5 protein-coding genes are annotated in these 6745 nt (G+C 58.9%); 1 reads left to right on the top strand and 4 read right to left on the bottom strand.

Translation table 11 applies throughout. From position 1 onward, the window contains the following. A partial coding sequence (locus tag J4F42_20595) for a hypothetical protein (protein ID MCE2487920.1) occupies positions 1-898 on the bottom strand: 898 nt, incomplete at its 3' end. A gap of 138 nt (positions 899-1036) precedes the next feature. Between J4F42_20595 and J4F42_20590 the strand changes: the two genes are divergently transcribed. Further along, positions 1037-1756, top strand: a complete 720-nt coding sequence (locus J4F42_20590) for a S8 family serine peptidase (GenBank protein MCE2487919.1) — start codon at positions 1037-1039, stop codon at positions 1754-1756. A 15-nt stretch (positions 1757-1771) separates the two neighbouring features. Here J4F42_20590 and J4F42_20585 read toward each other — a convergent pair whose 3' ends face one another. Genes J4F42_20585 through J4F42_20575 form a run of 3 tightly spaced genes read right to left on the bottom strand, consistent with a single transcriptional unit; the run spans position 1772 to position 6606 of the window. Then, positions 1772-3529 (bottom strand): ABC transporter ATP-binding protein, encoded by a 1758-nt coding sequence (locus J4F42_20585; GenBank protein MCE2487918.1) that lies wholly within the window; start codon positions 3527-3529, stop codon positions 1772-1774. Between the two features lie 54 nt (positions 3530-3583). Further along, positions 3584-5761 carry a hypothetical protein gene (locus J4F42_20580; protein ID MCE2487917.1) on the bottom strand — a complete coding sequence of 726 codons (2178 nt, stop codon included), beginning with the start codon at positions 5759-5761 and terminating at the stop codon, positions 3584-3586. Between the two features lie 5 nt (positions 5762-5766). Beyond that, positions 5767-6606: a hypothetical protein gene (locus tag J4F42_20575; GenBank protein MCE2487916.1), complete on the bottom strand. Its 840-nt coding sequence runs from the start codon at positions 6604-6606 to the stop codon at positions 5767-5769. Between the last annotated feature and the right edge of the window lie 139 nt (positions 6607-6745).

Here is a 6745-nt window from a genome sequence, read left to right as displayed (position 1 = left end):
GGGCCAGATCGCCGTAGGCGGTCAGCAGACGCCGGCCCTCAATCTGTTGGCCGTCTTCACTGGCAAAGAAGATCTCGCGTTGGCTGGTTTGGGCCTCACCCTCGCCCAGCTGAGCGACCCCGCGCCACTGAAAGCCGGCGTAGACAATCGCCGTTGTTTGACCGGACAGGGCGAGGCCGTTCGAGAACTCGTAGCGGAAGCTGCCGGTGTAGCGATCCCCTTCTCCGGCCTCCAGCGTCAGGCGGCCCACATAGTCTCCGCCCCGACCGGAATCGTGACCGACGACTTTCCACTCCCCGCTATAGTCGGCCTTGGGCCGGGACTGCCAGCTGCTCCACGCCTCGCTACGAAAAGGCAGAGCCTTGACCAGATACGGCGCGGCCTGCTGTTTGGCGTAGTCACCGGCCGAGACCGTTTCGTTTTCGATATTGGGCAGCAGGGCCAGTTTGGCGTCGATCAAGCGCCCCCACTCTTCGGCGGTTCGGCCCTGGAGGGCGGTCCGAGCGTAGGAATGGCACTGAACACAGCCGGCCCGCAGCGCCTCCGGCACGTCCTGGCTGGTGACGGTATGATCACGGGCCAGAAGCGGCTGAAAGGGTGCGACCTCGGCCGGTGCCAGGCCATACTGATCGCTCAGGTATTTGACCAGGCGGCGGGCTTCGCCGGGCTGGAGTTCGACCTGGTGGGTCAGCACCATCCGCGAGATGGTCATCTCCCAGCCTTCGGGAGTCTTGCGCTGAAACTCGATCGCGTCCAATTTGCCGTCGGACTCACGCGGCGCATGACAGCCCGAGCAGCGGTCTTCCAGGATCGTTCGCACGGTGTCCGGCTGGCCCCAGGTCCGAAGCGGTACCAGGAGCAGCAGACAACACACGGGGATAGCAATGCGCATGTTCATGGTGCGGGTCTCTTTCGCTTCCAGCCGGCATCCTACACCCAGCGTCCGGGGTTTGAAAGACGCTGACACACCGACAGCTGGATGCTGAATGAAGCGCAGCTTGATGCCGTTCCGTCTTGTTGCTAGCACAGGGAGACGATGGACCGAACGGATCACCCACCCGATCTCAGCCAGGCCACCGGCCGGGGTGTCGGCGTCGCCCTGATCGACAGCGGCATTAACGCCGCCCATTCCCATGTGGGCGCGGTAGCTGGCGGGGTGGGCTTGTGGCTGGCCGACGATGGGACGGTCCGGGAAGATGACAGCTACTCCGACCAACTCGGCCACGGCACCGCGCTGGCCGGAATTGTGCGGGCCAAAGCTCCCCAGGCCGAGCTGTACGCGGTCAGGATTTTCAGCCAACGTCTGGGCGCGCCGATTGGGCTGCTCGAAGCCGGCCTGGGCTGGGCTATCGCCCACAAGATCAAGATCGTCAATCTCAGCCTCGGCACCAATAAGCCCGAACATCGGGCCCGGCTCAGCCGACTGCTTGAGCAGGCTCGGGCTGCGGGCTGCGTCCTGGTCGCGGCCTCCCCGCCCGGCCGGGCCGACGTGTGGCCGGCCGCGCTGCCAGGGGTGATCGGGGTGGCCGGAGACGAGCGGTGCGGCTGGAACGACTATCGTTATGCCAGCGATGATCCGGTGCCTTTTCGCGCCCACTCCCAGCCCCGGCCGCTGCCCGGCCTGGCCCAGGAACGCAATTTTCGGGGCCACAGCTTTGCCTCAGCCCATGTCTCGGCCGTGCTGGCCTTACTCGCCGAGACCTGCCCGCAGCTCAGCTCTGAAGAGGCCCGCCGATTTTTGGTGCGCCAGCGCTGAGACGAGGCTATTCCCTCAGCCCTTACCCACCGCTTGCAGCTCTGCCTCTTGCAGACTCGTCCGGGTTTGACTCGGCAGGGCTGCCGCGTCCGTATAGCGGCCGGCCCAGCCTACCCGCCCGCGCTCAACGACAATCACCGGCTCGCCCAGCCGCAGGGAGGACAGACGATGGGTGATGCAGATCAGGGTGCGATCCCGCATGAACGCCTCCAGGGCCGTCCGCACCTCGGCCTCAGCCCGGACATCGAGGCCGGACAGGGCTTCGTCCAGGACCAGAACCGTCGGACGTTTCAGCACTGCTCGGGCCAGGCCAACGCGCTGTCTCTGCCCGGCTGACAGCCGGGCGCCACGCTCGCCGACCGAGGTCTGGTAGCCGCCCGGCAAAGAGACAATGAACTCGTGCAGGCCGAGCATGGTCGTGGCGGCAACAACGTCCTGCTCCGATGCCTCAGGCTGGGCGTAGCGCAGGTTGTCCAGCAGCGAGGCGTTAAACAGCACCGGCTCGTGATCGACCACCACGAGCTGTGAGCGCAGCCAGGCGAGTTCGCACGCCGACAGCGGTTGACCATCGAGCAGGATTGTCCCAGCCTGGGGTTCGTACAGGCGCACCAACAGGTCGGCCAGGGTCGATTTGCCACTCCCGCTCGGCCCCAGCAGGGTCAGCCGTCCGCCGGCCGGAATGTGAAAACTGACCCGGTCCAGGACCGGCTCGTCCGGGTTGTAGGCAAACGAGACCTCCCGAAACTCGATCTCTCCCCGCAGCCCGGCCAGCCGCCGGCCGTGGCCGAGCCGCTCGACCTGGTCGACATCCAGGAATTCAAAAACCCGATCAACCGACACCCCGGCCCGTTCAATCCGCAGATACAGATCCATCAGCACCTGTAAGGGACTGAAGGCCCGGGACTGGTAGGCCGAGAAGGCGACCAGCCCACCAATGCTCAGCTGCCCGTCGATCACCAGATAGCCGCCGTACAGGGTCGTCAGCGCGCCACCCAGAAAGGTGGTAGCGGTCGAGGCGCTGCTGGCGGCATAACCCAGCATCTCGTAGCGCGTCACAATAGTCACAAACTGTTGTCCCAGCCGGCCCAGCCGTTCGAGCTGGCGCTGCTCGACCCCGAACAGCTTGACAAAGCGCACCGCGGACAGCGATTCGACCAGAAAGGAAGACAGCCGGGCGTTCAGCTCCCGCACCCGGCGCGTCTCCTCGACCAGCCGGGGACGGACCTTGTTGACGCCGTACAGCTGCAACGGCACGACCAGCAGGGCGACCACACACAGCTTCCAGTTCAGCCACACCAGAAAGCCCAGGGTCGCGATCAGGACAAACACGTTGGCCACAAAGGTAAACGCCGCGTCGGTCAGCACCGCCTGGATCTCGGCGATATCGGTGTTGAGCCGCGACAGCAGGTCGCCGACCCGATTATGGGTATGAAAACGCAGGGACAGGGCCTGGAGATGGGCGAACACGTGCTGGCGCAGGGAGAACAGGATGCGGGCGGTGATTTGGGTGTAGTAGTAGCGGTTGACGGCGCCGACCACATAGCCGACGGCCGTCACCACGACCATCACCCCGCTCAGCACAAACAGCAGGTGCAGATTCCTGGCCAGCAGCACGTCGTCAATCAGAATCTTGGTAAAAATGGGCCACAGCAGACCCAGCACAGTGCCAAACAGGGACAGCCCGAAGACCGCTATCAGACGCCGCACAAAGGGTGTAACAAAGGGCAGCAGACGGCGGAAGCGGGACAGCGAAGTGGCGACAGACGTTGGCATGGGGGGATCAGATGGGATGGCAGAGATTGTGGCTATCAGCGGGCACCGGTTGGTCTATGATGTCAGCCCTATCTCCTGTTTCACCAAGTAAGTCTCCATGTCCTCAAAGAGCCGAAGCTGCTCTGAGTCCTTGGCCTCATAGAGCACTTCGCCTTTTACCGACATGAGCTGAGCGACGTATGTATCGAGACGCTGCTCCAACTCGTCAAGAAACCTCTCCTCCCGGTCAAGATCGCCCATTGTATGGGCTTCGCACAGAAAGCATCCCATCAGAATGACTTTCGCGTCACCGAGGGACACCTTGATACCGGCTGATTTCAGCCTTGAGACTTGTTCCCTCGCAGTGTCAAGTGCCGATTGATATGGCTGACTGACCCGGTCATTTGCGACTCTGTTTTCGGCCTTATGACAGACCAGAATAAGATCCAAGTGGATTGGCGATGTCGCCTGTCGCAGAGGCATTGACACTGACATCTCAGCCTTGATGGGGTAGGTCCGGGCGCAGAGAAATCCGGCTTGTCTGATCGCTCGATGGACACAGGTCCAGCCCTCATGACGCGCGTGATGGTAGGTGAAAACAAACAGACCATTGTCGCTGAGGACACGACTACACTCGGCGAAAACCGCACCGAGCTTCGCTGTGAAAAGTTCAGGATCGGTGTCTTGCACCTCGTTCGCCCTTCTCGTCGTCATGACTGAGGAAAATTCGAGAGCCTGATTGAGCCAGTAGTAAAAGAAATCGGCCAGCTGTGAATAGTGAACATTGTCAAAAAAAGGTGGGTCGGTCACAATTATGTCAACGCTCTTGGCGGATATATCAGTACGCCCGGAATCCCCACAGCTTAGGTATACCGTCTTTGGCTGTGAAGTGAGCTGGGCGAAACTGTCTGCCACATGTACTGAGACGGGCTGGTTAATCCCTCCGACTTTTCTGCTCTTCGATGAACGAATCGAGAGTTCAGACGGATCAGCCTTATAGGCGAGTGCCCTCTCGACACGCGAACGAAATAAGCCCGAAAAGGCCCCAGAAGACTTGCTCGTTCCCCAGATATTCGCCTCAAGAGGCATCATTTCTGGCTTCAGGACGTGGTGAGAGAACATGTGGCGTACCGCCCCTGTCCCTTCGCCTTTAAAAGACGTGAACATGTTGTTAAATTCTAAAGTTCCAGAGAAGAGACAGGCAAACAGACGTTTCAAGTCTGTATCCTCAAGACTCTTGATCGCCTCCAAAAGATGCTTGATACACACGAGTTGTCTGTCTGAGAAGAGTTCGTGCCAGTGGCGATAGTTATGCTTCAGCATTTGGTTCGTGTTGTAGCCAGGCTCGATAGCGACACTGGGGAAACTCTCTGAGACACCGGAGGACTCTTCTGCGATACGATGCTCAAGCTCCTTATCGAACTCGTTCATCGGCTCATACAGCTTGTGCCCGGCTTCTGTCAGCAGCATTTTTGCATAGCGCCGAAAAGGTAAAGGCCCCTCAAAGGACTTCATCCTGTCGATAAGGCGGAAAGAGTGCCGGCACGTATCGCAGCGGACTTCCCCGCCGCTAATATTCCCGTGTTGGGGATTGTACGTCAGCGAGCACCCCGAGCAGTTGACGCGCTCGGCATTGTAAACCGTCACGTTCACAGCGCCACAGGCTGGACATAAGGCGCGGGCGGTTGGGTCCTTGCGGGGAATCGCGTTTTTGGAGAACAGCTGTGTTTTGAAAAGGTCAATATCTTTTCCGCATTCCGGGCAAGAGACAACTTTCACCAGAAAATAGTACAAAACGGTCGCGTCCTGTCCTGTCCCTGTTTTGGTTCGAAAATAGCTAAGCAGTTTCGGGGCAAGAGTCCGCTCCAAACTCCGGTAGATGGAGAGAACTTCGGTAGCCGTATATCGGGAAAATGCAGCGCGACAGGCGATATAAGCGACTGGGTTTATGTCACAGCCTGCGGCTTTGCAGCCGAGCTTGACTGCTTCACCAACAGCAACCCCGCTTCCCATAAAGGGATCGAAGACGACGGTCTCTTCAAAACTGTTCTTGCTATAGAAACGCTTCCAGAAATCCTCACCTTCCTCTAAACAGGCCCCCAAAACTATCCCCCGGAAGACTGAGCCCAGCCTTCGCGCCCACCACTTATGGAGGTAGTAGAGAGGACGGTACACCTCTTTGCGCCACGATTCCCGTTCAGCGACGAGCGAGAGTTCCGCAAACGGGAAATCTGTCTCTATGAGCTTTGGCATGAGGATTATTCTGACAGCTGAGGCATGGCTACCACACGCTCCCTTGGGCGTCGGATCTTGCAGGCTCGAAAAATGTCCCGTCGAACCGGCAGTTGCTCAAGAGGCAAGGAACGGCTCGTGGAGCTGTCGAGTACGACATAGTGGAAAGAGTTCTGGTACTTGTCATCTCTGATAATGAGGTCAGTGCAGTTCGCCTGGCGTGCAGACAGTAGCGACAAGTCGTACTGTTTGATTATGAGGATGTGACGAAGATGAAAGAAATTCAGTTTGTAGTTCAGCGGATTCGGATATGTGTACATCCGTCGATGTCGAACAGAGCCTTCTCCATATGGGCCGTGATCGTACTCACTGTGATTGGCATATTTCGCTTCCTTGTGCAGATCGAAGTCATAATTGAGAAAATCTCCGTCCATAAGAATGGAGGTTACCATTGAGGCGCTGTCATTACTCAGCAAGGCGAAGAGGTAGAAGCAGGGAACTTCCACGGTATCTCGTCCAATCTTGACGAGCGTCTTACCGCACGGCAGACAACTATTGTAATCAATTGTCAGACCTCTCGGGTCCTTTCCGTTGGCCTGCTGAATAAGCTTTTTCACCTCGAGTCCCACAATCGTGTTGCTCGCGTTGTGTCGCAGTACAATATCGGGTGTTGTCAATTTTCCGGCGTGAACGACTTCGACATCCGAGAGGACACGCCTGATCTGATCGCCGACCCAAGAATCGAACGGATCATCTTGAACCGTGCCAACCAGGGAAGGAGGTCGGAGCGCAATTGGGATCACTCCCTGCCGAATCTTCGCCGACAGTGCTGCGTAGATTCGTTCAACGATCTGTGTTGCGTTCATACCGTTTTTTCTCGGAAAGTTCGTCAGAGACATATCCGCCCGCCGTGGCCTCTGGTAGGATCGGGGCGGCATCCCTGGGGTCTTTCTTAGCCGATCAGCGACCGGTCCGCCAGGGCAATATGGTAGGCGCGATGGCTCA

The organism is Desulfurellaceae bacterium (genome assembly GCA_021296095.1).
GTDB lineage: Bacteria > Desulfobacterota > Binatia > Bin18 > Bin18 > JAAXHF01.
This window is presented reverse-complemented; position numbering and strand designations above follow the sequence as displayed.